The sequence below is a fragment of the Halorhabdus rudnickae genome (assembly GCF_900880625.1).
GTDB classification, from domain to species: domain Archaea; phylum Halobacteriota; class Halobacteria; order Halobacteriales; family Haloarculaceae; genus Halorhabdus; species Halorhabdus rudnickae.
On the sequence record NZ_CAAHFB010000001.1, the window covers coordinates 1,150,598 to 1,176,750 of the forward strand.

General features: G+C 63.1%; 26 protein-coding genes and 1 pseudogene. 14 read left to right on the forward strand and 13 right to left on the reverse strand.

Going from position 1 to position 26,153, the window contains the following annotated elements; genetic code table 11:
- Window positions 1–43: 43 nt before the first annotated feature.
- Window positions 44–1,456 carry a class II fumarate hydratase gene (locus BN2694_RS05685; protein WP_135663457.1) on the forward strand — a complete coding sequence of 471 codons (1,413 nt, stop codon included), beginning with the start codon at window positions 44–46 and terminating at the stop codon, window positions 1,454–1,456.
- Between the two features lie 79 nt (window positions 1,457–1,535).
- On the opposite strand, the gene BN2694_RS05690 is transcribed toward BN2694_RS05685, so the two are convergent.
- Window positions 1,536–2,354, reverse strand: a complete 819-nt coding sequence (locus BN2694_RS05690) for a hypothetical protein (RefSeq protein ID WP_135663459.1) — start codon at window positions 2,352–2,354, stop codon at window positions 1,536–1,538.
- Between the two features lie 119 nt (window positions 2,355–2,473).
- Here BN2694_RS05690 and gatE point away from each other — a divergent pair, with 119 nt between their 5' ends.
- Complete coding sequence (gatE, locus tag BN2694_RS05695) at window positions 2,474–4,369, forward strand: Glu-tRNA(Gln) amidotransferase subunit GatE (RefSeq protein WP_135663461.1); 1,896 nt, start codon at window positions 2,474–2,476, stop codon at window positions 4,367–4,369.
- Between the two features lie 23 nt (window positions 4,370–4,392).
- A complete protein-coding gene (locus BN2694_RS05700) occupies window positions 4,393–4,809 on the forward strand; it encodes a hypothetical protein (RefSeq protein WP_135663463.1) in 417 nt (138 codons plus the stop codon).
- A 63-nt stretch (window positions 4,810–4,872) separates the two neighbouring features.
- Here the strand turns inward: BN2694_RS05700 and BN2694_RS05705 are convergent, their stop codons facing one another.
- The 3 genes from BN2694_RS05705 to BN2694_RS05715 all read right to left on the reverse strand — a co-directional run bounded on the left by BN2694_RS05705 (window position 4,873) and on the right by BN2694_RS05715 (window position 7,169).
- Entirely contained in the window at window positions 4,873–5,850 is a 978-nt protein-coding gene (locus BN2694_RS05705) for a nucleoside hydrolase (protein ID WP_135663465.1), read from the reverse strand.
- 84 nt (window positions 5,851–5,934) lie between these two features.
- Window positions 5,935–6,648, reverse strand: coding sequence for an RNA methyltransferase (locus tag BN2694_RS05710; RefSeq protein ID WP_135663467.1), 714 nt, complete (start codon window positions 6,646–6,648; stop codon window positions 5,935–5,937).
- Window positions 6,645–7,169, reverse strand: a complete 525-nt coding sequence (locus tag BN2694_RS05715) for a hypothetical protein (RefSeq protein ID WP_135663469.1) — start codon at window positions 7,167–7,169, stop codon at window positions 6,645–6,647. Before BN2694_RS05715 ends, BN2694_RS05710 begins: the two co-directional genes overlap by 4 nt.
- A 324-nt stretch (window positions 7,170–7,493) precedes the next feature.
- Here BN2694_RS05715 and BN2694_RS05720 point away from each other — a divergent pair, with 324 nt between their 5' ends.
- The 5 genes and pseudogenes from BN2694_RS05720 to BN2694_RS05740 all read left to right on the forward strand — a co-directional run bounded on the left by BN2694_RS05720 (window position 7,494) and on the right by BN2694_RS05740 (window position 12,743).
- The gene (locus BN2694_RS05720) at window positions 7,494–9,089 is read left to right on the forward strand and encodes a COG1361 S-layer family protein (protein WP_135663471.1); all 1,596 of its coding nucleotides are present in this window, start codon (window positions 7,494–7,496) and stop codon (window positions 9,087–9,089) included.
- Between the two features lie 58 nt (window positions 9,090–9,147).
- A pseudogene (locus BN2694_RS05725) lies at window positions 9,148–10,017 on the forward strand (ATP-binding cassette domain-containing protein); the annotation flags it as partial.
- Window positions 10,010–10,795, forward strand: coding sequence for an ABC transporter permease (locus BN2694_RS05730; RefSeq protein WP_135663475.1), 786 nt, complete (start codon window positions 10,010–10,012; stop codon window positions 10,793–10,795). The pseudogene BN2694_RS05725 and the gene BN2694_RS05730, both read left to right, overlap by 8 nt.
- A gap of 53 nt (window positions 10,796–10,848) precedes the next feature.
- Entirely contained in the window at window positions 10,849–12,039 is a 1,191-nt protein-coding gene (folP, locus tag BN2694_RS05735) for a dihydropteroate synthase (RefSeq protein ID WP_135663477.1), read from the forward strand.
- On the forward strand, window positions 12,039–12,743 hold the full coding sequence (locus BN2694_RS05740) for a 6-hydroxymethylpterin diphosphokinase MptE-like protein (protein WP_135663480.1): 705 nt from the start codon (window positions 12,039–12,041) through the stop codon (window positions 12,741–12,743). The genes folP and BN2694_RS05740 overlap by 1 nt, the downstream gene beginning before the upstream one ends.
- A 16-nt stretch (window positions 12,744–12,759) precedes the next feature.
- Here BN2694_RS05740 and BN2694_RS05745 read toward each other — a convergent pair whose 3' ends face one another.
- The 4 genes from BN2694_RS05745 to BN2694_RS05760 all read right to left on the reverse strand — a co-directional run bounded on the left by BN2694_RS05745 (window position 12,760) and on the right by BN2694_RS05760 (window position 16,724).
- Complete coding sequence (locus tag BN2694_RS05745) at window positions 12,760–13,380, reverse strand: hypothetical protein (protein ID WP_244605366.1); 621 nt, start codon at window positions 13,378–13,380, stop codon at window positions 12,760–12,762.
- 63 nt (window positions 13,381–13,443) lie between these two features.
- Window positions 13,444–13,851 (reverse strand): peptide-methionine (R)-S-oxide reductase MsrB, encoded by a 408-nt coding sequence (gene msrB, locus BN2694_RS05750; protein WP_135663482.1) that lies wholly within the window; start codon window positions 13,849–13,851, stop codon window positions 13,444–13,446.
- Window positions 13,852–14,289: 438 nt separating this feature from the next.
- On the reverse strand, window positions 14,290–16,026 hold the full coding sequence (locus tag BN2694_RS05755) for an excinuclease ABC subunit C (RefSeq protein ID WP_135663484.1): 1,737 nt from the start codon (window positions 16,024–16,026) through the stop codon (window positions 14,290–14,292).
- Window positions 16,027–16,085: 59 nt separating this feature from the next.
- Window positions 16,086–16,724: a hypothetical protein gene (locus tag BN2694_RS05760; RefSeq protein WP_135663486.1), complete on the reverse strand. Its 639-nt coding sequence runs from the start codon at window positions 16,722–16,724 to the stop codon at window positions 16,086–16,088.
- Between the two features lie 110 nt (window positions 16,725–16,834).
- Here BN2694_RS05760 and BN2694_RS05765 point away from each other — a divergent pair, with 110 nt between their 5' ends.
- Window positions 16,835–17,098 carry a hypothetical protein gene (locus tag BN2694_RS05765; RefSeq protein ID WP_135663488.1) on the forward strand — a complete coding sequence of 88 codons (264 nt, stop codon included), beginning with the start codon at window positions 16,835–16,837 and terminating at the stop codon, window positions 17,096–17,098.
- 153 nt (window positions 17,099–17,251) lie between these two features.
- On the forward strand, window positions 17,252–17,542 hold the full coding sequence (locus tag BN2694_RS05770; protein WP_135663490.1) for a hypothetical protein: 291 nt from the start codon (window positions 17,252–17,254) through the stop codon (window positions 17,540–17,542).
- 34 nt (window positions 17,543–17,576) lie between these two features.
- On the opposite strand, the gene BN2694_RS05775 is transcribed toward BN2694_RS05770, so the two are convergent.
- Window positions 17,577–17,939 carry a DUF7521 family protein gene (locus tag BN2694_RS05775; protein WP_135663492.1) on the reverse strand — a complete coding sequence of 121 codons (363 nt, stop codon included), beginning with the start codon at window positions 17,937–17,939 and terminating at the stop codon, window positions 17,577–17,579.
- A 2-nt stretch (window positions 17,940–17,941) separates the two neighbouring features.
- Window positions 17,942–18,286, reverse strand: coding sequence for an ArsR/SmtB family transcription factor (locus BN2694_RS05780; RefSeq protein ID WP_135663494.1), 345 nt, complete (start codon window positions 18,284–18,286; stop codon window positions 17,942–17,944).
- 125 nt (window positions 18,287–18,411) lie between these two features.
- On the opposite strand from BN2694_RS05780, the gene BN2694_RS18120 reads away from it, so the two are divergent.
- The 3 genes from BN2694_RS18120 to BN2694_RS05795 are packed head-to-tail and all read left to right on the forward strand — an operon-like array spanning window position 18,412 to window position 20,408.
- Window positions 18,412–18,642 (forward strand): ATP-binding cassette domain-containing protein, encoded by a 231-nt coding sequence (locus BN2694_RS18120; RefSeq protein ID WP_244605367.1) that lies wholly within the window; start codon window positions 18,412–18,414, stop codon window positions 18,640–18,642.
- Window positions 18,643–18,664: 22 nt separating this feature from the next.
- Entirely contained in the window at window positions 18,665–19,570 is a 906-nt protein-coding gene (locus BN2694_RS05790; protein ID WP_135663496.1) for an ABC transporter ATP-binding protein, read from the forward strand.
- Between the two features lies 1 nt (window position 19,571).
- A complete protein-coding gene (locus BN2694_RS05795) occupies window positions 19,572–20,408 on the forward strand; it encodes an ABC transporter permease (RefSeq protein ID WP_135663498.1) in 837 nt (278 codons plus the stop codon).
- A 10-nt stretch (window positions 20,409–20,418) separates the two neighbouring features.
- Here BN2694_RS05795 and ligA read toward each other — a convergent pair whose 3' ends face one another.
- The 3 genes from ligA to BN2694_RS05810 form a co-directional block, all read right to left on the reverse strand.
- Window positions 20,419–22,500: an NAD-dependent DNA ligase LigA gene (gene ligA / locus BN2694_RS05800; protein ID WP_135663500.1), complete on the reverse strand. Its 2,082-nt coding sequence runs from the start codon at window positions 22,498–22,500 to the stop codon at window positions 20,419–20,421.
- A 92-nt stretch (window positions 22,501–22,592) separates the two neighbouring features.
- A complete protein-coding gene (locus BN2694_RS05805) occupies window positions 22,593–23,657 on the reverse strand; it encodes a 2,3-butanediol dehydrogenase (protein WP_135663502.1) in 1,065 nt (354 codons plus the stop codon).
- Window positions 23,658–23,910: 253 nt separating this feature from the next.
- A complete protein-coding gene (locus BN2694_RS05810; RefSeq protein ID WP_135663504.1) occupies window positions 23,911–25,023 on the reverse strand; it encodes a pyridoxal-phosphate-dependent aminotransferase family protein in 1,113 nt (370 codons plus the stop codon).
- 151 nt (window positions 25,024–25,174) lie between these two features.
- Here BN2694_RS05810 and BN2694_RS05815 point away from each other — a divergent pair, with 151 nt between their 5' ends.
- Window positions 25,175–26,149, forward strand: a complete 975-nt coding sequence (locus tag BN2694_RS05815) for an aldo/keto reductase (RefSeq protein WP_135663506.1) — start codon at window positions 25,175–25,177, stop codon at window positions 26,147–26,149.
- Window positions 26,150–26,153: the final 4 nt, after the last annotated feature.

Here is a 26,153-nt window from a genome sequence, read left to right on the forward strand (position 1 = left end):
GACACGGACACTTAACCCCCTGGCGCGAGTCCGGTCGAACGCAATGACCGACGACGAGGACTACCGGATCGAAACGGACAGTCTGGGCGAAATGGAAGTGCCCGCAGACGCCTACTGGGGCGCACAGACCCAACGCGCAGTCGAGAACTTCCCGATCAGTGATCAGCGCTTCGGGCGGCGCTTCGTCCGCGCGCTGGGCGTCGTCAAGAAGGCCGCCGCAGAGGCCAACCGGGACCTGGGTCTACTCGAAGAAGAGACGGCAGAACCGATCATCGCCGCCGCCGAGGAGGTCATCGCTGGCGATCATGACGAGCAGTTCCCCGTCGACGTCTTCCAGACGGGATCGGGTACCTCGACGAACATGAACGCAAACGAGGTAATCGCCAACCGTGCCACCGAGATCGCTGGCGGAGAGATCGGCTCCCGCGAGATCCACCCCAACGACCACGTCAACTACGGCCAATCGAGCAACGACGTGATCCCGACCGCGATGCACGTCGCCGCCCTGGAAGCCGTCGAGCGCGACGTGCTGCCGGCCTTAGAGACCCTGCGGGAGGAACTCCAGGCCAAGGAAGCCGAATTCGACGACGTGGTCAAGACCGGCCGGACCCATCTCCAGGACGCCACACCGATCCGCCTGGGCCAGGAGTTCTCGGGTTACCGGACACAGGTCGAGAAGGGGATTGGCCGCGTCGAGAACGCAAGTGAACGCTTAGAGGAACTCGCGCTGGGCGGGACCGCCGTCGGGACCGGCCTAAACACGCACCCGGAGTTCCCGGAACTGGCCGCGGAGTACATCGGCGAGGAGACGCTGCTCCCGTTCCGGGAGGCCGACAACCACTTCGAGGCCCAGGCCGCCCACGACGCCATGAGTGAGGCCCACGGCGCGCTCCGGACCGTCGCGGGGTCGCTGCACAAGATCGCCAACGACCTCCGGTTGCTCGCGTCAGGCCCGCGCAACGGCCTCGGCGAGATCGATCAACCGGAGAACCAGCCCGGCTCCTCGATCATGCCCGGGAAGATCAATCCGGTCGTCGCCGAGTCGGTCAACCAGGTGTACGCCCAGGTCGTCGGCAACGACGCGGCGGTCTCGACCGGTGCCGCCAACGGCCAGATCGACCTGAACCTCTACAAGCCGGTGATCGCGAAGAACTTCCTGCAGTCAGCCGAAATCATCACGAACGTCAGCGGGGCCTTCGCCACGAAGTTCGTTGGAAAACTAGAGGCCGACCGCGAACACTGCGAGGAGCGCGTCGAGCAGAGTATGGCACTGGCGACGGCGTTGAATCCCGCCATCGGCTACGACAAGGCCGGGGAGGTTGCCAAAGAAGCGATGGCGTCCGAAAAGACGATCCGCGAGGTCGCCATCGAGAAGGGCTATCTCACCGAGGAGGAAGCCGACGAGGTGCTCGATCCCGCGACGATGACCGACCGGGTCATCCTCGGCAAGGAGTGACCGGGCTGGCGGAAGGCTTCAAGCGGGCGACGAGACGACTGAGTTTAACTGCTCCCTGAGTGGGACAGTGGAATGTAAATCAGCGGGGGTACTCGTCCGTCCGGTTGCGCGCCTCCGGGAGCCACTCGGGTTGCGTGACCGTGACGTTCCCCAGTTGCTGGAAGGTAAACCGGTAGTCGACAGACTCGACGGAGTCATCGGTGACCGTCTGATAGTGTGCCGAGAGGTCAGTGACGATCCCCGAGGGGGTAACCTGCGCCCGGACCGTGTAGTCACGGACGGTGTCGCTCCAGAGAGGGCCCGCTCCCTCACCGACGATCCGGATGCGGGTCCGTCCCTCGTTGGTCACCGTCTCGATGGTCGTGGTTTCGACGCTGAGATACTTCTCGACGGCCTCCGTCGTCGTGCGTATGTGCCGGTAGGCCGACAGGGTGACCGGAGTACGTGTGTACTCCGTCCCCGCTGCAGTGAATGCCCGAGCGCGGACGAACTGGTGGGTCCCGTTCGCGTATACGCTAAGGTGAGAGTAGACGTATTCGCTCCGGTGGTCGGCGATCTGATTCGTGTCCCGGTAGTAACGAGTCCCGTTCTCGAAGACGATCAGGTAATGAGAGGGAGACCCCGCCGTGACGTTGTCGACCTGTCCCGACCTGTTCTGGGTCGACAGCCAGCGGAACGATCGGTTCTCGAGGGCCGCCCGCTGTCCCTTCGCTAACTGCCCCGGATCGACGCGTCCGTCGGCCCACACCCCCGGTGCGAGTAGCGATCCAGGGCCGTCCTCTGGAGGATCCTCCGGAACGGGTGCAGGGGTCAGCGTCGTCCGATCTTCGGACCCACCGATCGCGTTACAGCCCGCAGTCACCGCGAGCAAGGCGACGGCCAAGATACGCCATCGCATACCACACTATTGGGAAGCCAGTCACAAAAACGCGCCGAGACCGGCAACGGACGACGACCGCCCGGGAGCCGGAGGTGACAACGGAGCGTTTTTCCCCGCTGCCGTGTCACTGCCCGGTAATGACTGCGGAGTTCGACTACGACAATCTGGGGCTGATCGCTGGGTTGGAGATCCACCAGCAACTCGACACGGCGACGAAACTGTTCTGTGACTGCCCGACGAGGCTTCGGGAACCCGAGGAATCGACGACGACTATCACGCGGTACCTCCACCCGACGAAGAGCGAACTCGGCGAGCTCGACGAGGCTGCACTCGAGGAGAGCCAGGTCGAACGCGAGTTCGAGTATCTCGCCTACGACTCGACGTGTCTGGTCGAGGCCGACGACGAACCGCCACATCGGGTCGACGAGGAGGCGATCGACGTCGCCCTGGAGATCGCGCAGTTGCTCGACATGCGTGCCGTCGACCAGGTCCACGTCATGCGAAAGCTCGTCATCGACGGCTCGAACACCTCCGGGTTCCAGCGGACGATGATGGTCGCGACCGACGGCGAGATCGAGACCAGCGAGGGCCCAGTCGGCGTCGAGGATCTCATGCTCGAAGAGGAGAGCGCCCAGCGCCTCACAGAGACCGACTCGGGCGTGCGCTACAGTCTCGATCGGCTGGGTATTCCCCTCGTCGAGATCGGTACCGATCCGGACATCACCTCGCCGGCCCAGGCCCAGGAGGCCGCCGAACAGATCGGCATGCTCCTGCGCTCGACCGGCCAGGTCCGGCGCGGACTGGGAACGATCCGCCAGGACGTCAACGTCTCGATCGCCGAGGGGGCCCGCGTCGAGATCAAGGGCGTCCAGAGTCTCGAAGACATCGAGGACATCGTCCGCAACGAAGTCGGCCGCCAGGTCGAACTGCTCGACATCGCCGCGGCACTCGCCGACAGAGACGCTACGATCGGCGACACACAGGACGTGACGGACGTCTTCGAAGACACCGACAGCGGCGTCATCCAGGGCGCACTCGACGACGGCGGTGACGTCTGGGCCGTCCCACTGGCCGGCTTCGGCGGACTGGTCGGTCGGGAGATCCAACCCGATCGTCGACTCGGCACCGAGTTTTCAGATCACGCCAAACGCCACGGGGCCGGCGGGATCTTCCACACCGACGAACTCCCGGCCTACGGCGTCACCGAGGACGAAGTCGAGGCGCTGACCGAGGCCGTCGGCCTCGCTCCTGATGACGTCGTGGGCGAGGATGCCACGGACGCGGTCGCCATCGTGGCCGACGACCCGGAGATCGCCGAGCAGGCGATCGAGGCAGTCGCCGAACGGGCCGAGACGGCAATGGACGGCGTTCCGGAGGAGACCCGTGACGCCACTGAAGAGGCCACGACACGGTACCTCCGGCCGCTCCCCGGTGCGGCCCGGATGTACCCCGAGACGGACGTTCCTCCCGTCGACCCCGATCCCAGCGAGGTCGAGACGCCGGAACTACTCACCGAGAAGACCGAGCGCTACGAGACCGCGTTCGATCTGGACCCTGGTCTGGCCGAACAAGTTGCCTACGGCCAGCGCTGGGACATCTTCGAGGAAGCGATCGAGGCAGGCGTCGACGCCACGCTGGCCGCTCAAACCGTTGAATCAACCGTTACCGAGATCCGACGGGACGGCGCACCCGTCGAGAACCTGACTGATCGGCACTTCGAGGAAGTCTTCTCGTTGCTGGCCGAGGACGAACTTGCAAAAGAGGGCGTTCCGGACCTGCTCGCCGCCCTCGCGGAGAATCCCAAGCTCGATGCGACAGAGGCGGCCGAGCAAGAAGATCTCGGCAGTGCTGCGGAGGACGAAGTTCGAGACGCCGTCGTTACCGTCGTCGAGCGCAACACCGAGCAAGTCAAAGAAGAAGGAATGGGTGCCTTCTCCGGCTTGATGGGCGAATGCATGGGTGAACTCCGCGGAAAGGCTGACGGCGACGTGGTCAGTGACGTGCTCCGCGAGGAAATTCAAAAACGGGCCTGAGGGCAACGACCCACACAGCCAGCATGTATTCCAGTGCTCACGCCACAATCTCGCTGGTCGTCGCCGGCGTCGTCATCATCGTTGGCGATCCCACGCTCCATCCCATGCTCGCGGTCGGCTACGGCGTGGCCCTAGGGGTGTTCATCGACCTCGATCATTTCGCGCTCGCGTGGTTACTCGCGGGTAGTCTCGATCCGCTCGTCCGGGTCCTCCGTGCCCCATGGATCATTGTCACCGATCCGGGATCGATCTTCGAGACAGACGATCTGGGTCCCTACCAACGACTTATCAGCCACGTTGTCATCGCGGGGGTCCTCGTCCCGACTCTGTGGGTCGTCGTCGATCCGTTCGTCGGAATACTCTCAGCTGTGGTGCTGTATGCCCATGTGCTGGCAGACCTGATCGCCGATATGAGACATTTCGAAACGGTGCCTCGGTAAGACACCTCCGTCACTGTAATCCACGACGGGAAAGCCCGGCCATTAATCTGCTTGCTTCTGCGGTTACTGCTCCAGGGAGGCTTCCGGTCGCTCCTCGAAGAGCATATCCAGGAACATCCGTTCGAATCGGTCAGTGTCGAAGGATTCGACGACTCTGGTTCGTGGTTCCGTGTCCGTATTGCCGTTCTCGTCGACCCAGGTGTATCCTCGCGTCAGTCCGTCCCGTTCGTCTACGTCTGTCGCGTAGGTCTGGGCTTCTTCGATAAGGGCCGGTTCGATGAGCGCCCCGATCACCGCTGAGTCCGGCTGTGTCACCATGTCTCTCCCTGTCGTCTCGTGGTTGAACTCTCTGACCTGCGTCGTGATATCGAGATAAAACTCCGCGAGTTGCGTATCTGGCCCAGACTCGATCGTTTCGAGCGTTTCCGGGCCGAAATCGGTATCTCGAACTGTCAGCCCCCAGTCGAACAGCGTGACATCGAAATTCCGTAGCACGATCTTCGCGGCGTCAGGATCTGCCCAGAAGTTATACTCCGCCGCTGGCGTAACGTTCCCAAGGCAGTTGACGTTACCGCCCATTATCCAGACCGCATCGAGCAGTTCGTCCAGAGCCGGTTCCTTCTTGTAGGCGAGCGCCAGGTTCGTCAACGGTGCGATCGCCGCGAGCGTGATCTCACCTGGGTTCTCCCGTGCCTGTTCGACAATGTAATCGACGGCAAACTGATCGCCGGATTCGATCCCAGTGTCGGGAAATCGATCCCCGCCGAGCCCCCCTTCGCCGTGGATTTCGTCAGCGAATTCGTGGTCCTTTTGCAGCGGTGTCCTGGCCCCCTCATATACCGTCACGTCGTTTTCGGCCCCGACGAGTTCGAGAGTCCGCTTTGCGTTCTCGACCTGGCGATCGAACGCGACGTTGCCGGCACAGATCGTCACGCCAGTCACGTCGATCCGGTCGGCCGTCAGCGCCAGCAACAGCGCTTGTGTGTCGTCTCCAGCCGTGTCAGTATCGATTAGAACTTTTCGGGTACTGTCTACGGACATAACTACAGTCGATGCCTCTGCCCAAAGTCTCTTTCGTCGGTCCGTCAGGCGGTCTCCCCCCATTGACCACCGTGCAAACGCTGCTCAATCTTCGAGTTTCTGTTCGACCCGCCGGAACAACCCGCGAAGCGTTCGAACTTCCCGTCCGGTCGGATGGGCACGGCCGATCACCCGCCGGAACAGCCGGCCGGCCTTCGGTCGCTTCTCCTCGGGATGGTCGATCGCCGTCAGGAACGAGGCGAACTGCTCGTGTAACCCCTCGATTGCGGGCTGATCGGCGCGGTCGGTGATTTCGGGCAGCTGGGTATCCCCAACCGTCACATCCCGAAGTTCGTACAGAACGATCGTCGCGGCCTGACCCAGATTGAGCACGGGATACTCGGCGCTGGCAGGAATCGTGCAAATCTGATCGACTTCGGCGAGTTCTTCGTTGGTCAGGCCGACATCCTCGCGGCCGAACACCAGACACACGTCGCTGTCGATCTCCCGGAGTTCATCGGCGAGTTCTCGGGGCGTCACGAACGGATAGCGGACGTGCTTGGTCGCATCCTGGTTTGTGATCGCGGTCGTCGCAACGGTGTGGTAGTTCTCGACGACCTCCCTGAAGGAAACGACCTCGGCGTTGGGGAGAATGTCCTCGCGGGCCTGACCGGCGTACCCGTAGGCTTCGCCATCGCGATCGAGTTCCGGTGGGTCGACCAGTTTGAGATCAGTTACGCCGAAGTTCTTCATCGCGCGGGCGATCGTCCCGACGTTGCCCGGCGTCTGGGCGTCGACGACGGCGACGCTGACGGTCATACGTCCAGGTCGAGGTCACTCAGATCGACATCGAGCGCCTCGCGTTCGCTCTCGTCCATCTCTTCGAGTTCCGCTTCGAACGACTGGATCTCGGGGTCGAACGCCGGGAGCCGATCAGGCGCTTCCTCGACGTGATCGATGCCGCTGTAACCCGCCGGGGCGCGGCCGCCCTCGTCGAACCACGCCTGGAAGGCGTTGGCCATCTCCCTGGTTCCCGCCAGGTCCTCGCCACCCTCCTCGCGGAACCAGTAGAGGAAATCGCTCTCGTGGGCGTCACAGAGCAATACCTCGCCCATGGGTTCACCATAGACGATCGCTCCGACGGCACACTGCTCGATGTCCGCCTCGCCGTGTTCGATGTAACAGGCGTCACAGGGCTCGCTGATCAACTCCGTCAATCGAAGGATCCGCCCGCGGGCGTCCCGAGGCATCTCCGTCAACGGCTTCAACGAGCCGTCTTCCTCGAACACCGCGTCCTCGTCGAAGCGCCAGCCGCGCAACCCGATCGAGACTTTGGCCATACGCTGGCTACTCGCCTGGCGACCAAAAAGAGCGCGCAACGATCCGGACAGGCGAGGCGATCCGGATGGGGCTGTCGGGGAAAACCAGACTGTCACGATCACGTTCGGAAGGGATCGATCGTATCGTCCCGCGCGTCCGGACCGTCAACAACATACCCACGGATACGCGCCGACGTGACCGAACGCCCGAGACGTACTATCCTACAGAATACGACAACTATATGATAGTTACGGCTAAATATATTCAGTCACACTTTGAAGAGGACATATGGACCACCCCAGATCGCGGTCGAAAGAGGTCGTTGGGGTGCAATCGAGTCGGTTGTGGATCGTCCTTCTCGCGGCTCTGCTGGTGGGGCAAGCGTCGCGGCAATTCCGGGTGCCATCGCTGCCCAGCAAGCCACACAGAGCGTGGTTGGCCAACCAGACATCACGTTCAGCACGGCAAGCGGCGCCGTCACCGCTGGTAGCGCCAGTAAACTCTCCGTTTCCATCACCAATCGCGGGGAAGTCTACCGGACCGGCTCGCCGGACTACGAGGACATGGTCACGACCGCCCGGGCGATGACGCTCCGGTTCAAAGACGGCAACGTGCCGATCGACGTCAAATCGGGTGAAGTCGCCGCCGGCTCCGTGCCGGTCGAAAGTACGTCCCAGTCAGTCCCGATCACGGTCGCCGCGGATGCCGATCCCGGTATGTACAAGATCCCCATCGAGTACGAGTATCTCTACACTCGCCAGATCACGTACGACCGTTCGGGCAGCGTCGATCGGACGGAGTACACCGTCACGAAAACCGGCTCGATCACCGTCAGAGTCGAAGAGGACGCCCGCTTCGAAATCCTCAACACGAACGGCACCGCTCAGGTCGGCGACACCAGCGACGTCACCGTCTCTCTCCGCAACACCGGCACCCAGACCGCCCACAGCGCTACCGTCGTCGCCTCCTCACAGAGCGGGTCGATGCGTTTCGACGCCGGATCACCGAACGCGAGTGGACACATCGGCGAGTGGGCGCCCGGCGAAACCCACAGCGTCACCTACGACGTGTCACTGGCGCCCGAAGCCAGCGTCCGGGAGTACACGGTCGGACTCACCGTCAATTACGAAGACAGTGACGGTATCGCTCGGCGCTCCCGGTCGCTGACCGCCGGAATCGACACCATCCCCGAGCAATCGTTCACCTTCTCCGAGGTCGAGTCGAGGCTCCGCGTCGCTGCGGACGGGCAGATACAGGGGACAGTACGCAACGACGGACCGGCCCCGGTCAGGGACGTGCAACTCACGCTCGGGGAGAGCGCGTTCGAGCCGGCAAGCGGGAGTTACGCCGTCGGGGACCTCGGCGTCGGCGAAACTGCCACGTTCCAGTTCACGGTGGCCGTCCCCCCGAGTGCCGATCCGGTCCCCCAACAAATCGACGTCACGACGAGTTATCGGACTGGTGACGATGACGCCCGGTCGGTGACTGATCCGATCCGGGTTGCGGTTGCCGAACGGCGGGATCCAGTCACGGCGAGGGCGGTCGACGCCAGGTTCGCCGCAGGCGAATCAGGCGATCTCGCGGTCGAAATCACGAACCAGCGTGACGTCGAAATGCGGGACGTCCAGGTGAACCTCACGCTCGCCGAACCGCTACAGAGTGACTTCCGGACCACCGTGATCCCGTCGCTAGGACCGGGCGAGACCGGCACCGTTACGTTCGCCCTCGAAGTCGACGGGGACGCACCGGCGAGTCAGTTCCCGGCGACCATCGGGATCGAATACGTCCAGCCGGACGGCGATCGGAAGACGGCCCGTCCATCGACGATCGCCGTCACCGTGACGGAGGCAGGTGGTGAGGACCTCTCCATCGAACTCGTCGTCCTCGCCGTGCTGGCCATCCTCGTGATCATCGGTGCGTGGTGGTTCTATGGGCACTGATCCCGCCGGAACACCGCCGATCGAGGTGACCGACCTCTCGAAGGACTACGGGGAAGTGCTCGCGAACGATTCGCTGTCGTTCACTGTCCGGGAGGGGGAAGTGTTCGGCTTTCTCGGCCCGAACGGGGCCGGGAAGTCGACGCTGATCCGGATGCTTCTCGGGCTATTGAAACCGACCGGCGGGACGGCGACTGTTCTCGGCGCAGACATTCACGACGAAGAGACGTTGATCGAAGCGAAACGTCGGATCGGCTACCTCCCCGCACAACTCGGGTTCGACGAGGCCGTCACCGGCGAGGAGATTCTCGACTATCACGCCTCGATGAAGGGCAAGCAGCGAGTGGACGAACTACTCGAAATCTTCACGCCGCCACTGGAACGACCGATCCGGGAGTATTCGACCGGGAACGAGCGGATGCTCGGCCTGATCCAGGCGTTCATGCACGACCCCGACCTCGTGATCATGGACGAGCCCACGTCCGGGCTCGACCCCCTCATGCAGGAGGAGTTCAACGAGTTCGTCAGGCGCGAGCGCGACGCGGGGACGACGATTTTCTTCTCCTCACACGTGTTGAGCGAGGTGCGGCGCATCTGTGATCGCGTGGGAATCGTCCGGGCCGGCGAACTCGTCGAACTCGAAGACGTCGAAACGCTGCTCGATCAAGGCGGCAAGCGCGTTCGCGTCCATACGACCGACGACGCCAGTACGAAACTCCCAACCCTCGACGGCGTGGTCGACGTGACGCAGTTTCCGGACGGGGTGCAATTCATCTACACCGGCGAGTACAACGCACTCGTCGAGGAGCTGGCGAACCACGACGTCCGCGACGTGGAAATCAGTGAGCCCCCGCTCGAAGACGTATTCGTCCACTATTACGGGGCGTCCGGGCCAGACGAGCGTACTTCCGAGGAGCGTCTCGATGGTTGAAACCGCCCGATACGAGGCCGGACGCCGCGTCCGGGGGGCCGTGCTGCTCTCGGTCGGGATCAGCCTCTATGCCGCGTTCATCGTCTGGTACTTCACCGTCCTCGATGGGGTGGCTATCGAAGAACTGTTCGAGGAATTACCGCCCGCGATGCAGGACGCCTTCGGTGCCGAGTCGCTGTCCACGATCGGGGGATTCCTCGGCGCAGAAGTCTACAGTTTCATCTGGGTCCTGGGACTGGGGTTGTATCTCGCGTACGTTGCCGGAGGGATGATCGCTGGCGACGTCGAGAACGACCGCCTGGATCTGTTGCTCTCCTTTCCGATCTCCCGACGTCGGCTCCTCTTCGAGAAGTTCGCCTCACTGCTGGTGCCGATCGTGGTCGTCAACGTCGTCGTCGGCTGTGCCGTCTATCTCCTGGTCGAGGCCATCGACGAGTCGATCGAGCTGACCCACCTTGCGTTGACTCACGCGCTGTCGATCCCCTATTTGCTCGTCTGTGCGGCGATCGGAACGGTCTTTTCGGTCCTAGTCAGTCGGGCAGCGATCGCGGAGCGTGGGGCCATCGGTCTCGTGTTCGTCCTCTTTCTCGTCGAGTCGGCGATCGGGAGCGCCGAAGAATACGACTGGATCCAGTACATCAGTCCGACACACTACTACGACCCAGCGACGCTACTGGTCGAGGGTTCCTACGAGCTGATAGACAGCGCCATCCTCCTGCTTTCGTTTCTGGCGCTGCTCCTTCTCGCCGGGATCGTCTTCGACCGGCGCGACATCTGAGTGCAGTCGCCGCGGACCGACGGTTTTTCACGCCGCCGCCCGTCACCGCGCCCATGCACAACGTGGACGCCGCAGGACTCGGGATCGGCGACGCCCACCCGCCCCGGATCATGGGCGTGCTCAACGTAAGCCGGGAGTCGCCGTACGATCCGAGCGTCTTCGCCGACCCCGGCGAGGCAGCCGCCTACGTCGAGGACATGATCGACGCGGGCGCTGACATCGTCGACGTCGGCCTCGAATCGGCCAACAAGCGCCTGGACGTGCTCTCGGCCGAGGAAGAACGTGAACGGCTGGACACCGCGATCGAGACCATCGAATCAGTCGACGGCGACGCCGTCTTCTCGATCGAGACCCGTTACAGTGCGGTCGCCGACGACGCCCTCTCACGGGGGTTCGACATGGTCAACGACGTCTGTGGCTTCGCCGACCCCGAGATGCCCGTGGTCTGTGAAAAACACGACGCCGCGGTCGTGAAAATGGCCAGTCCGCCAAACCTCGACCGACCGGGTGCCATCGAAGAGACGGACTGGACCGAGCGCTGCGATGCCAACTGGGCGGCCGAGGCCGACTACGTCGATCAGGTCTACGAGGCACTCAAACAGGGCGGGTTCACCGAGAAGACGATCATCGACCCGGCTTTCGGGGGCTGGAGCGAGGCCCAGACCCGCGAGGACGACCGAGAGACGTTCCGCCGACTCCGGGAGTTCCGCGGGCTCGCTCGGCCGATGCTGGTCTCGATCAACCGCAAGAACTTCCTCCGTGAGTTGACCGGTCGTTCGACCGAGGAAGCGCTGCCCGTCAGTCTCGCAGCGACCGCGATGGCTGTCGAGCGCGGCGCTCACGTGATCCGGACCCACGACGTGGCAGAGACGCTCGACGCCGCGATCGTCGGCGAAGAGTTCGCCCGCAAGCGAGTACGCGATCCCGAACGGGGAATCGAGGAACTCGACGTGACCCGTGTCGCCGAGGCCGAGCGGCACTTCGACCGCGTCGATGCGGCCGCGTCCAACCCCGACGAAGCCGTCACGCGGGTCTTCGAGTTGACGGGGCTGGACGACCGGCGAGCGGACGAGATAGCCGCGCTGGCGAGCGATCGAGGCGTCCAGTTCCTCAACGGTACCCGGAGCCACCTGCTCGTCGGGACGCCCGCCGCCCTCCGAGGACTGGCGACGGCCGCACGGGATGGGAAACTCGCGGATAGACTCGTCGATCGACTGGAATACGTCGCCCGCGAGGCCGAGTGATGGACTTCGCGACCTGGGAACCGATCTACGAGGCCATCCTGGCCGACTTCGGCTACGATCGGAAGGGCGACGAACGGGCGCGGGATCTGCTCGCCTCGCTGGTCGAAGCAGTCGATGCCGGTCCGTACACGCCCGAGACGGATGGGTTCGCCGGGGAAACCGTGGCGATTGCGGGTGCCGGGCCGTCGTTGCTGGACGAAACCGATCGCGTTCGGGCGGTCGACACCGTGGTCGCCGCCTCGACGGCCGCCGACAGGCTGTCCGAGGTGGGACTGACTCCGGACCTCGTTGTGACAGACCTCGACAAACACCCCGGGACAGTGCGTGAACTGACGAACGAGGCGGTCCCGGTGGCCGTCCACGCACACGGCGACAACGTCCCCGCACTCCGGCAGTACGTCCCCGCGTTCGAGCTTGAGTCCGTGCTTCCGACGACGCAGGCCGCCCCACTCGGGCCGGTCGCAAACTACGGTGGATTCACGGACGGCGATCGGGCAGCGTTCCTGGCCGATCATCTCGACGCCGACGAACTTGTCTTCCCGGGTTGGGACTTCGACGACGAGACACTCGGGGTCGAGAAACGACGGAAACTCCAGTGGGCCGAGCGGCTGCTGTACTGGCTCGAACGACGCCGCGACGAACGGTTCGCAATACTCGACGGGCGGCGGGAAGACATCGATACGGACGCACTTCCCGGCTTGTGATTACCCGGCCAGCACGTCACTGCTGGAGGGCGTAGCCCAGAAGCGCACCCACCGACCCGACGACGAAGGGATAGGCGAACCCGAACGCGGCCGCTTCCAGCAGATCCGGTTCCAGGACGAGCGTCCCCAGGCTCCACCCGACGGGCAGTTCCACGAGGAACGTTCCGGCCACGGCAAGCGGGAGATAGCCGACGGCCATCGCAACACCGAACAACGGGATCGTGACGTACTCGGCGTCCGCATTCAGCGCGACGAAGCCGACCACTGCCCCGACGGCGAGGATCGCGACGATGGGGATGACAAAATACACCGCCGCCGGGACCGCAGTTCCGGTCTGTTCCAGAATGAGATTGAATCGGACCGTTTGCTGGACTCCCCCTCCGGAAAGTGTTTCGACGCCGCTGACGAAATGTGCGTTGTAGAAGATCAGCCCGATCCCCCGGAGGCGTTCGCCCGTCGAACCGACGCTCAACGTGGCCGGGCCAACGAAAAACAGCGCGGCCATGAGCACGTATCCGAAAAGCCACGCTGCCCCCCCGGCGACGATGCCAGGGATCGACGGCACGTCCCGCAGATCGGCTCGCCAGTCCTCGGCAAATAGTCCGTCACTCCCGTCGGCGCTATCGGTTCGTGACACGTCCGAACAATGCCCGAATGCGGGCAAAAAACCTCCGGCCGGCGTCCGCCACAGGTCGCAGGATCAGTCTTCGGGATCGAAGTCAAGCGCCGCGGAGTTGATGCAGTAGCGTTTGCCCGTCGGCTCCGGGCCGTCGTCGAAGACGTGGCCCAAGTGGCCGCCACACTCCCCACAGAGCACTTCGGTCCGTTCCATACCGTGGCGGGTGTCGAGTTCGGTCTCGACGTTTCCGTCCTCGACCACCTCGGTGAAACTCGGCCAGCCGTGACCGGACTCGAACTGTCGGTCGGTGTCGAACAGTGCCGTCCCACAGCCAGCACACCGGAAGACGCCGTCGTCGTCGACCTCGAGGTACTCGCCGCTGAACTTCGGTTCTGTCCCGCGCTCGCGGAGGATGTGGTACTCCTCCTCGGTCAGGATCTCGCGCCACTCCTCGTCGGATCCCGGAACGGCCTCGCTTGATTCGTCCATACCGTCACGTAGTTCTCCGGCGGTAAATGCCCACTGGACGGGGCAGACCTGGGGCACGTCTCGTACAGCCGATGGCTGGGTCCGCGATCCGGACACAGTCGGCCTCGAACTGATCGAGGACATATACTGAAATTTCAAAGGGATACTCTCACGCTGTCTGCGTTCGTAGTATAGATGGCGCAGTTTCGGCCACAACGGTAGTAAAGCGAAAACAGTGTATCTGGGATGGCAAAAGTACAAACGATATATCACCCGATATACAGAGTCAATGGGGCGACCTGAGAGTACTCGGATGTACACCGCTGGCTGGGATCCTACCCTCGCTTTCACAGGCAACTTCATTGGCTGGTGGGCAGCGAGGCCGGACTGCTGGTCGCCGCGTTCGAGCTGGTCGGTAAATCCATCAGTTCGGCGCGGAAATGGTCCGTAGCCCCGCGATCAAAGCTGTCGTCGGATCGTCTCAGCCGTTGCGTCCCCGACGCCGGGCACGTCCCGGAGTTCGTCAATCGAGGCCTCGCGGACGCCCGCGACACTGCCGAACCGCCCCAACAGCCGTACCCGAAGCGCGGGACCGATCCCCGGCACGTCGTCGAGTGCCGTCGAAGCGTCGTCACGAAGCGTCTCGTGATACTGCACCGCGAACCGGTGGGCCTCGTCCCGGACGCGCTGGAGGAGCCGCAATTGTGGCACGCCCCCGTCCCAGTCGAACGTCCGTCCGGATGTGATCACGCGTTCCTCGGCCTTTGCCAGTGCTACCGCGGGAACGTCCCAGCCGACGGCGTCGAGGGCGTCCCGGGCGGCCGAGAGCTGTCCCTCGCCGCCGTCGATCAAGAGGAGATCGGGATCGGGCCGGTCGTCTCGCCCCTCGATCGCCCGCTTGGCCCGCCAGCCGATCAGCGACCGCATCGCGGCGTAGTCGTCGTTGCCCTCCGGGAGTTTCTTGCGCCGGTAATCGGGTTTCTCAGGAGTGCCGTCGACGAAGCAAACATCGCTACCGACGACACCCGAACCACCGGTGTGACTCACGTCGAACCCCTCGATGCGATCGGCAGCGTCCAGATCGAGCGCCTCGGCCAGCGCCGCGACGCCGTCGTCCCGTCCTGTCCCGCGGCGGGCGTTCTTCAGTGCGAGGTCGACCAGTGTCGCCTCCCGTCCCGCGCCGGGGACGGCCACGTCGACGTCGACATCGGTCAGCCACGAGCGGACCTCGTCGTCTGTCAATCGATCAGAGAGCAGCAACCGATCGGGTAACTCCCGCTCGGCGTAGTACTGTGGGACGAATGCAGCGAGCACGTCGCCGGCCTGCTGGCCGTCTGGCGTCTCGACGGTGTGGCGTTCCCGATCGACCAGCGAGCCCTCGGAGCTATGAAGGCGTGCGACTGTCGCCGCGTCCCCCTCCAGAACGACCGCCAGCACGTCGGTCGTCCGATCCGCGGTCGATTCGACGGCTTCGGCACCACCCTCGTGGAAGGATTCGACGACATCGAGACGGTCCCGGAGATTCGCCGCCCGCTCGAAGGCCGCGTCGGCGGCGGCCCGATCCATCTCCTCGCGGATCGGTTCAGCGAGTATCCCCGTCTCTCCGCGGAAAAAACGCCGGACTGCGTCGACGTCCTCGCGGTAGGTTTCCGGATCGATCTCGCCGGTACAGGGCGCCGAGCAGAGCCCGATGTCGTAGTCAAGACAGGGACGATCGCGGTTCGCGTACTTGTGATCCGAACATCCACGCAGGCCGTAGGTCGCCCGGATCGCTTTGACGACGGTCTCGACGTCCCCCTTGTCGGTAAACGGCCCGAACACGTCCGCACCCTCGTCGGGATCGCGCGTGATCTCGATCCGCGGGGCTGCGTGGTCGGTCAGTTGCACGAGCGGGTAGGACTTGTCGTCCCGGAGCCGGACGTTATAGCGTGGCTGATAGCGTTTGATGAGGTTCGCCTCAAGGAGGAGCGCCTGCGTCTCGGTGTCGGTGACGACCACCTCGACGGCGTCGGCCCGTTCGACCATCCGTCGGATGCGTTCACCACGCGGATCGGCGTACGACCGAACGCGATCCCGGAGATCGACGGCTTTGCCGACGTAGAGGACGGTCCCGTCTGTGCCGCCGTCCAGAAACTGGTAGACGCCAGGCTCGGTCGGGAGATCCGCGGCACGGGACCGCACGGCGGCCTGATCCATCGGCCGGGGCTAGGTTCTCGAACGGATTGAACGTGGCGTCATGCGGAAACGAGAGACAGTCATCCAAACCGTTCCAGCAGGTCGAACGATCGCTGATCGGGACCGTCCGTGGAGACGCCCTCGGGAAGGATCGCATCACGGAGTGCAGCGACAGTCGAATCGGCGTCGTCAGGTGAGGCTGCGATCGGGAGATCCTCGCCACCGGCGATCGAGACGACCAGTCGGGTTTCCCGAGAGTAGACGTAGACCCCAATGGGGACGAGCGAAAACAACAGCAACAATAGCCCGAACAGGCGCATGTAGTCGTCGAGGCTGGAGAGGATGTCGATCATTGCCTGGACCATCCCGAGGATGCCGCCGATCCCCATCGCGCCGGCACCGGCGTCCATCTCGCCGAGATTGACGTCACCCAACAGTGCACCGAAGTCGACGACCAGCCCGGTCCCGAGAAAGACAATCCCGAAGAGACCGGCACGGAACCCGGTCATCAAGAAACCCGTCTCCCCGTCGGTTCTGATGGCGACGTCGGTTACGTTCGGGCGCTCAACCTGCCGGAAGTTCTCGCCCTCCATCTCGGGAGTGAACGCAAGGACGCGATGGGTCGTCACGACGACGTGTGCTGTCCCGACCGACACCTGTTCGGTCACGTCCTCTCCCTCGTAGAGCAACTCCTCGACGCGATCGCTCCAGTCGGCCATCGGTCGAATTTCGGGGCGCGTTCACAAGAAGCCACTGGCCGCCGGAAGTGGGCGTCTCGTCCGGATCACCGGTCGGAGGATACAACCCGCTACCCACCCAAGCGTTGCTCATGAGCGAGGGGACCGTCCAGTGCTGGCTGGTCGAACGCGACTTCTACGACGAAGATCTGGTGACGCTCGTCTACGCGACCCGGGACGGGTCGAGACACGTCACCCAGCAGCGATCGACGGCGCTGCTGATGAAAGAGCAAGTGACCGCCGCGATCGAGGTCGAACCGGACCGACTGGAGCCGGCCGATCCCGACGAGCGCGATCGCTACGCCCGCGAAGCCGACCGGATGGCCGAGAACCATCGGCCCGACGACAGCGTCTAAACGCCGAAGAACACCGCACCAGCGGACCGACGATCCCGTCGTGAGTTGACCCGACGATGTCGTCTGCACGAGGAAACGTCCCCGCTACGGATAGCTCAAAGAACGCCTTGACCGTGCGTGACCTTTTGGGTTCCCGGAACCCGTCGTCCGTACATGGCACAGATTGGTCCCCCCACCATCGAACAGTTCAGTCGCCTCCGTCCGGCGTTTGGACGAGCCCTGGTCGCAGCCGGATTCTGGAGTGCCGTGCTCCTGGGACTGGCGTTGCTGCCGCTGCTTTTGGTCGCGTCGACGCGGATCGACATCGTGGCTCTCTTCGTTGCCTGCGACGTGCTCTGTCTCCTCGTCGGTCACCGGTACGATCCCAGCCACGATGGGGATCGCCGGACCGAGAACGACGGCAGACAGAGAATAACCACCGGAGCGTCGACAGGAAGAGCATGATCACCACAGGGCATCGCCGGGGATAGATGCGCCCTCACTGCACGAGCAAGGCGTAGAGGATCGCCGCCATGCCGAGGAGTTGACTGCCCTGCATGATCCCGGCGAGATAGAGCTGATCGAGCGGCGACTGGAAGTCGAAAGCGACGATAAGAATGTACAGCAGGTATTCGAGCGTCCCGGGGAACGCGATCGCAAGGACGAACCCGATCGCGATGAACAGCATCGGGCGGCTGGCGTTCCGTCTGTAGCCCCGGAAGGCGACGTAGGCGATAGCGATGCCGATCGCGATCGTAATCGCACCTCCAGCCAGCAACAACAGTTCTCCCGAGCCAGACGGTGCGGTGGCGGCTTGCATCGGAACAACGCTACTCTCGTAAGACGGCGATGGTTCAATCATGGTTACATCCCTTCCACGAGCCGGGTAAAGCGATCGGCGATCGATTCGCGACGGTCTACAGTGACCTCGAAGCCGCCGTCTTCCAGCCTGACGGAGACCTCCGAGAGCGTCGCGGTATAGAGCTGTTCGTGATGCCCGCCTTCGGTGTCGGGCCGGGTCCGAGTCTCGACCAGATTCAGTTCGCGCAGGTCCTCGATGCGGCGGTAGATGGTCGGTCCGGAGACGTCACACCGGTCTGCGAGTTCCGTAGCAGTCATGGGTTGTGCACTCGTCGCTGCGAGGATAGTCCGTGCACACTCGTCCTCGAGGAGCGAAGCGACGTCCTCTAGGACATCCTCGTCGGTCACGTACGCCGGTTGCACTTTCCATCACTTAAATTGATACTATCGACATACCTGTCGCGTTTTTTACCTCCACGGGGTGAAACCCGGCGTTCCTTTATAAGTGACTGCCGGTGGGAGGCCCGATCGCTATGGCAGCCATCGAAACGAGCGAGTTGCGCAAGAAGTACGGGGTGGTGTGCTCGCGCTTGGGGCATAGACCGCCGGGTCGGAAAGGGAGAGATTTTCGGCTTTCTGGGCCCAATGGGACGGGAAAATCGACACCGATCAACATCTTTCTGGAGTTCGTTCATCCGACAGAGGGGTCGGCGACGGTACTCGGGATAGTCACACAGGAGCTATCGAAACGGCAAGGATTATGACGACACCTTCAGAAGGACGGGCATGGTCGCCATCGACCTTACTGGCGTCGCCAAGCGATACGGTGACGTCAGCGCCCTCCAATCAGTTGACCTGACCGTCGAGTCGGGCGAGGTGTTCGGTTTCCTCGGTCCGAACGGCGCAGGCAAGTCCACGACAATCGACATCCTCCTCGACCACGCCCGTCCCACGGCGGGCCGAGCCGAGGTACTAGGGATGGACACACAGTCAGAGACGGTCGCCGTCCGGGAACGGATCGGCGTATTACCGGAGCGGTTCGGGCCGCTCGGGGAAATGACCGGCCGACAACAGGTCGAGTTCACCATCGAAGCCAAGAGTGCTGACGATGATCCGGATGCGATCATGGAGCGCGTAGGGATCGCCCACGCCGCCGATCGGCCGACAAAGGGCTACTCGAAAGGGATGACCCAGCGGCTGATGCTCGGCATGGCGCTAGTCGATGACCCTGACCTCTTGATTCTCGACGAACCGACGACCGGACTGGACCCAAACGGGGCTCGACAGTTACGCCAGATCGTCCAGGAAGAGGCCGACAGGGGAGCAACAGTATTTTTCTCCAGTCACATCCTCGAACAGGTCGAAGCCGTCTGTGATCGGGTTGGGATTCTCGACCAGGGGAATCTCGTGGCCGTCGACTCCATCGACGGCCTGCGGGACGCGGCCGGAACCACGGGCGAAATCGCGTTACGACTCGATTCGATACCCGAAAACCTGAGCGCCAAGATCGAACGGATCGAAGGCGTGGCGTCCGTGCGTCACGACGATAATACCATCACGGTCGGCTGTGAAAACCCCGCGAAGGGAGCCATCGTGCGGGCCTGCCAAGACGCTGGCGCGAGCGTCCAGAACATCGAAACAAGCGAGGCGAGCTTGGAAGATCTGTTCGCCGCCTACACGGGGGGTGCCTGAGATGCGTTGGCTTCAGATCGCCCGCAAGGACTTCACCGATGCACGACGAGAGCGCCAGCTGTATTACCTGGTGGGACTGCTCGGGTTGATGGGGCTTGCAATCGGGTACGTCATCGGTCAAACGCCCAATATAGCGACGGAAGGAACAACGGCATTCGTACTGCTTGGCGTGTTCGGATTTCTGGCTCCGATCACAGCATTGACCATCAGCCAGGCGGACGTGGTCGGCAAACGTACGACTGGAGAGCTCTCCGTGCTGCTGAGCCTCCCGTTCTCGCGACGATCAATCGTCGCCGGCAGTTACACCGGTCGGATGGCCGTGATGACAGCTGCTCTGCTTCCGGCGTTCGTCTTTGCCCCTCTCGTGGCCACGCTTCGGGGCGCACCGATCGATCCGACCGCTCTGGTGAGTGCGTTCCTGCTTATTCTGGTCCTGTCGCTGATCTTTATCGCGATCGGGATCGGGATTTCGACGTTCACCAAGTCGACGACAGTTTCCGCAGGCGGTTCGTTCGGCGTCTTCCTGCTGTTCGTCCTGCAGCTGTGGACGCTCATTCCGAAGGGGGTCCGATTCGTGATTAACGGTCTCTCGTTCCCCACAGGACCACAGCCAGAATGGGCCCAGGTGTTCGAGCAGTTGTCACCGTTTGCGGGTCTCCGAAATCTCGCATTCCCGGTTCTGCCTGACCTCGTCGGGAACTTCCCGCTTGCACCAGGGAGAATCGGCGAAAACGCCGCGTGGTATCAAGAGCCTCTCTTTGCCGGGATCGTCGTCCTCGCGTGGATCGCCCTGCCACTGCTGATCGGTTACTACCGGTTCCAGACGGTAGATCTGTAAATCGGCCACATCAGTTTTCGATGCCCCGTTCTTCGAGTACCGACGCGAACTCGTCCTCGTCGACGACCTCAACATCGTTTTCCTCGGCGTCCTCACGCTTTCGCTGGCCAGGATCGTCTCCGACGACGAGATAGTCCGTGTTGCCAGAGACGCTGCTGGTCGCCGAGCCACCGTGAGCCTCGACGAGTTCCTGGGCCTCGCTCCGGGTATACCCCTCGAGCGTTCCGGTGAAGACGAACGTCAGCCCGTCGAGTTCGTCACTGCCCTCGACCTCGTAGGCCTGTGGATCGACGTGTTCGAGCAGTCGCTCGATCGCCTCGCAGTTGCGTTCACTCTCGAAAAAGTCCCGGATCTCCTCGGCGACCTTCGGCCCGACATCCTCGACGGCCTGCAGCCCCTCGCGATCGGCCCCCATCACGGCCTCGAACGTCCCGAACTCCCGAGCCAGCGCGGTCGCCGTCGCGTCGCCGACAGAGGGGACGTTCAACGCCGCGAGGAAGTCATCCAGCGGTGGCTCGCGGCTGGCTTCGAGTTCATCCTGCAGGTTGGCAACGGACTGCATGCCCCACCCCTCCAGGGACGTCAGGTCGAGTTGCCCAAGCTCGTAGAGGTCGGCCAGTTCTTCGACCAGCCCGGCGTCAAGCAGTTGCTGAACGCGTTCCTCACCGAGCCCTTCTATGTCCAGGCCGTCACGACTCGCATAGTGGACAATCGCCCGCTCCAGTTGTGCGGGACAGGCCAGCCCACCGGTACAGAACGCCAGCGGGCCGTCGCGCTCGACGGGGCTGTCACAGACGGGGCACGTCTCCGGGAAGTCGACGGTCCCCTCGCTGTTCGATTCGACGACCGCTGCGACCTCCGGGATCACGTCGCCGGCCCGCTGGACGCGGACCTCGTCACCGATTGCGACCCCGAGGCGCTCGATCTCGGCGGGGTTGTGTAGCGAGGCACGAGAGACGGTGACCCCGCCCACTTCGACGGGATCCATCAGCGCAACGGGTGTCAACCGCCCGGTTCGGCCGACCTGAACGACGACGTCACGCAACGTCGTTTGCTCGGTTCGGGCGGGGAACTTGTAGGCGAAGGCCCACCGTGGCGCGCGCGCCGTCGAACCCAGGGCATCGCAGGCGTCGCGGTCGTTCAGTTTGAAGACAACGCCGTCGATCTCGAAGGGGAGGTCGTCCCGGCGTTCGAGCAGTCGATCGCGGTACCCGATGGCGTCCTCGATCGAGTCGACTGCCTCGGCGAGCTCAGTCGTCCGGAGTCCCCACTCGGGCAGGCGTTCGTAAACCTCGCTGTTGGTCGGGAAATCGACACTCGAATCGAGTACGCCGAAGAAGAAGACCGAAAGTGGGCGCTCGGCGGTGACAGACGGGTCGAGTTGCCGGAGGGTCCCCGCCGCGGCGTTCCGGGGATTGGCGAAGGGGTCGTCGCCGCGCTCGATGCGCTCGCGGTTGTACGCCTGAAACGCCTCGGTCGGAATGTACACCTCACCACGGACGGCGAGGAAGTCCGGGTACTCCCCGCGCAAGCGCTCGGGCACGCTCGGGATCGTCCGGACGTTCTCGGTGACGTCTTCGCCGACCTCACCGTCCCCGCGGGTGGCTGCTCGCTGATAGACGCCGTCCTCGTAGACCACTTCGACCGAGAGTCCGTCGAATTTTGGCTCACAGAAGTAGGTGCGGTCGTCTGGATCGAATCCCGGGTCTGCGAGGCCGCGGGCGACGCGGTCGTCGAATTCCCGGACGTCTTGGACCTCGCCACCCTGGTCGATCGACTGCATCGGCGCGACGTGCTCGACCGATGCGAGTTCGTCCAGCGGTTCGCCGCCGACACGCTGGGTCGGGCTACCCTCGCGATCGAGGTCGAAGTTGTCTTCGAGATCCTGCAAGCGGGAAAACAAGGCGTCGTAGGTCCGATCGCCGATCACAGGGTCGTTCTCGACGTAGTAGCGGTGGTCATGATGCCGGATGGCCTCGCGCAACTGTCGGGCCTGTTCGCGAGCGGCGTCGGCGTCAAGCTCTTCGACAGGGTCGAACTCCGTCGGCGGTTCCTCGAGGTACGGATTCCTAGTCGGGGCGTTGGCTGTCATTACTATACTGTGGCGGCCGCTCCCTCTTTGAAGGTTCGATGGACCGTCATCCAGTCTCAGAGAGACCGCAAAACGAGCGCTCAGGCGGGCCGTTAGGGCTTGACCAGGATCTTTACCTGGTCACTCTCGGGATCGAGAAGTGGTTCGAAGCCATCTTCACTGATGTCTTCGAGATCGATCCGGTCGGTGATAAGCTGGTCAGGATCGATCTGACCATCCTCGAGCATATCGATGATCATGCCGAACTCCTCGCCGGAGCGAGGGCCGGCCTGGTAGCCGATCGAGCCGACGATCGAACGTTCGGGAATCACGAGGTCGTTGGGTTGGGTTTCGAGGGACTCTTCGAAGATGCTTACCTCGGCGACACGCCCGCCGGGTCGAGTGCTGTTGATCGCCTGGTTGTACGTCGCTTCGACGCCGGCAACGTCGAAGGCGATATCTACTCCTTCACCGGTCTCGGCACGAATGACTTCAAGTACGTCTTGCTCGGTTGGATCGACCAACACGTCCGCCCCGGAGGCATCTGCGCGGGCCCGTCGTTCGTCACGCGGTTCCGAGACGATGATCGGGCCGGCACCGGCCGCCCGCAGCACCTGAATCTGACAGAGACCGATCGGGCCGCTGCCGAATACGGCAACCGAATCGCCGGCAGAGACGTCAGCGACTCTGGCCGCGTGCAACGCGACAGAGAGGGGTTCAACGAGTGCACCGTATTCGACCGGGAGGTCACCGAGTGGGATGACTCGTTCGGCGTCAACAACGACGTTTTCCGCGAACCCGCCGTTTGCCGCTAGTCCGGTGAACCCGAGTGACTCACACTGGTGGTACTCGCCGGCCTCACAACGAGGACAGGAACCACAGTAGATGATCGGATTGGCTGTGACGGCATCTCCCTCCGAGAAGTCGGGAACGTTAGCGCCAACCTCGGAAACAATACCGCTGAACTCGTGGCCCATCGTCAACGGTGCCTGGGCACCCGAGACAGGGTGGGGAGCATCTCCCGGAATGAAGATCGGCCCGGCGGTGTATTCGTGAAGATCAGATCCACAAATGCCACATGCTTCGATGTCGATCCGGACCTCGTCGGGACCGACCGAATCCGGTTCAATATCTTCGACACGGATATCTTCCTGACCGTAATATCTGGCTGCGTCCATACATGACGGTCTAACACGCAGGCGGAGATAATCGGTCGATCAGTTCCCACTCGGCGATAACCTAGTCGTGTTTTAATGCAACTCCAGATCGGGGTTGGAGCGAAGTTATGTAAAGCCTCGATCGAGAGAGCTACAGAAGGTGGGCTAACAGATGAATCGTCCGATAAGCGCCCCGTGCCAAAATAGATGGATACACCGATCGTCCAATCCAGTCTACGATGGCGACGCGATCCCGACAGCACAGTTCGTTCCGTTAGAGCTCAGCCACATCTTCGATCGCGTCGGTGAGTGCTTTGATGCTCTCGACGTCGTGTTCGCCCATGTGGCCGATTCGGAACGTCTTCTCACCGAGTTGGGAGCCGTAGCCGTTCGAGAAGACCATGTCGTACTCCGCGGAAACCTCCTCGATGGTTGCCGCCACGTCGATGCCTTGCGTGTTCTCGATGCAAGAGACCGTCTGGGATCGATAGCCCTCCTCGGCAAACAGATCGAAGTGCTCGCGCGCCCAATCGTGGACGTACTCGGTCATCTCGCGGTGGCGCTGATCACGCTCGCGGTGGCCCTCATCGAGCATATACTTCATTTGCTTGCGGTAGGCCAGCATGATCGGGATCGAGGGCGTCGAGTGGGTCTGGCCCTTCCGGTCGTAGTAGTCAAGGCAGCGCTGGAAGCCGCCGTACCAGGATGCCGAGTCTTTCTCGACTTCCCGCTCGTAGGCTTCGTCGCTGACGACACAGACCGCGAGGCCCGGCGGCATCGCGAAGGCCTTCTGGGTCGACGTGAAGAGCACGTCGATGTTGTGCTCGTCGATATCGACATAATCGCCACCTAGTGCGCTGACGGCGTCGACGACGAAGTACGTGTCGGGGTACTCCGCCACCACGTCACCGATCTCCTCGATGGGGTTGCGCACGCCCGTCGAAGACTCGTTCATGACGCTTGCGACCACATCGTACTCGTTGTCGCTCGCCTCGATGGCGTCCCGAACGTCCGCGGGCTTGATGGCCTCGCCCCAGTCGTATTCGAGGCGATCGACATCCTTGCCCAGGCGCTCGGCGACGTTGGCGTGGCGTTCGCTGAAGCTTCCACAGGTGGGGACGAGGATCTTCTCGTCGACGAGGTTCAACGTCGAAGCCTCCCAGAACTCCGTCCCCGATCCGGTGAGGATGATGACCTCGTTGTCGGTGCCGAGGAAGTCTTTGGTGTCCTCGACGATCGTCGTATAGAGGTCGGTCATGCGGTCCATCCGGTGGCCGAACATCGGTTGAGCCATCTCCTCGATGACGTCCTCACGGACTTCGGTCGGACCGGGAATGTACAGCGTCTTCTCGGGATAGTCGTCGGTATACTCGCGTTTCTTGGTCACGGATACCACCGTTCGTATCCCGACTCTGGCAGTCGGACGGCATGGTAGTTTTGATACGACGGCGAGGCGTGGGTCAGTCACGGTCACGCTCGATGAACACCCGCCCCCCTCGACGCGAACGTTTTTCGACTTGCTCGACGATATCGCGGGCATGGAAACGAAACCACTCGGCACGACCACCGAATCGGTCAGTGAACTCTGTCTCGGTGCGATGTACTTCGGCAGTCGGATCGACCGCGAGACGTCCTTCGAACTGTTGGACCGGTACTACGAGGCCGGCGGTCGCTTTCTGGACACAGCGAACATCTACGCGACGTGGGTCGATGGATACGACGAACCCGAGAGCGAACCGCTGGTCGGTGAGTGGCTCGACGAGCGCGGCGTTCGCGACGAGATGACGATCGCAACGAAACTCGGGTTCAGCTACGGCGACGTTCCCCGGAGCCTCGACCCCGACCTGATCGAACAAGAGATCGACCGCAGCCGCGATCGGCTAGGGATCGAGACGATCGATCTGCTATATATCCACGTCGACGACCCTGATACGCCGCAGGTCGACGTGATGGAGACACTGGCTGGGGCCGTCGACGCCGGTCACGTCCGGTATCTCGGGGCGAGTAACGTGTCGGCCTGGCGGATCGCCCGGGCAAACCGGATCGCCGCCGAGCGCGGCTGGCCCCGCTTGGAGGCCGTCCAGACACGCTTCTCGTACATGATCCCCGACCGCGATGCAGCGTTCGGGGGGCAACTCCCCGCTAGTGACGAACTGATCGATTACTGCGACCAGGAGGAGTTGACCGTCTTCCCCTACTCGCCGACGTTGCAGGGCTGTTACGGCCGCGAGGACCGTCCCATTCCCGACGGGTACGTCCGCTCGGAGAACCGCCACAAGATGGAACTCGTCGGGAACCTCGCCGAACGCAAGGGCGTCGGCGGCAATGCGCTCGTGCTGGCGTGGATGCTCGACCGCGAGGGACCGACGATTCCCGTCGTCGGCGTGAGTACCATGAAACAGCTCGAAGCGAACTTGGAGGCCAACGAGATCAGTTTCACTGACGAGGAACGAAAGCGCCTGAACGAGATCGAATCGCTCGGATTCGGCGAATGGGACCTGCGACAGGAGTGATCTG